Origin of the sequence: Porphyrobacter sp. AAP82, assembly GCF_000331285.1 — a bacterium.
In the GTDB taxonomy this organism is placed as follows: Bacteria; Pseudomonadota; Alphaproteobacteria; order Sphingomonadales; family Sphingomonadaceae; genus Erythrobacter.
The window spans coordinates 1-826 of record NZ_ANFX01000002.1 but is presented as its reverse complement, the minus strand read 5'-3'; the positions used below and the strand labels follow the sequence as shown (position 1 = coordinate 826).

The 826-nt window shown below is 64.3% G+C and carries 1 protein-coding gene; it reads right to left on the bottom strand.

The annotated features are described in order from the left end of the window. Positions 1-166: 166 nt before the first annotated feature. Positions 167-826 (bottom strand): IS21-like element helper ATPase IstB (gene istB, locus D620_RS0100010; protein ID WP_017663726.1); only part of this gene is annotated, 660 nt, incomplete at its 5' end.

The following is an 826-nucleotide window of genomic DNA, read 5'->3' as shown; positions in this document are numbered from 1 at the left end:
TGTCAATCGGCGTTCAATCGGGCCCCCCTATCGGCACGCAAAAGGGACCCCCTTGTTGAGATGGTGGGTGGTTGATGCTGGGCGCGTGTTTCGCGCTGCTGGCGGCGTAGGGAGGGCGTAGCCCGACCGGAGGCGTCAGCAGCGCGAAGGCGGTTTTCTGACTTGGTCAGCTGCGATTTTTGAAGCGCCAGCTGTCGTTGCCGGTCTCGACGATATCGCAATGGTGCGTGATGCGATCGAGCAGCGCGGTGGTCATCTTGGGGTCGCCGAAGACGGTGGGCCACTCGCCGAAGGCGAGGTTGGTGGTGATGATGACCGAGGTCTGCTCGTAGAGCTTGCTGATCAGATGGAACAAGAGCTGCCCACCGGATCGGGCGAACGGCAGATAGCCCAGCTCGTCGAGCACCACGAGGTCGAGCCTGCCGAGCTGAGCAGCGATGGCGCCAGCCTTGCCGATGCGAGCTTCTTCCTCGAGCCGGGTAACGAGATCGACCGTGTTGAAGTAGCGCCCGCGGGCACCGGCACGCACGACGCTGGCGGTGATCGCAGTGGCCAGATGGGTCTTGCCCGTCCCTGTGCCGCCGATGAGCACGATGTTGCGGCGACCGGGCAGGAACGAACCTGCGTGAAGGGAGCGCACCAGCTCTTCGTTGATCGGGGTCCCCTCGAACGTGAAGGCGTCGAGGTCCTTGATTACCGGCAGCTTGGCTGCGGTCATGCGGTAACGGATCGAGGCGGCATGACGATGCGCGGCTTCGGCGCGCAACAGATCGGTCAGGATCTCGTGGGTCGTGCGCTTGCGTTGCAGCCCGGTGGTGACCGCCTC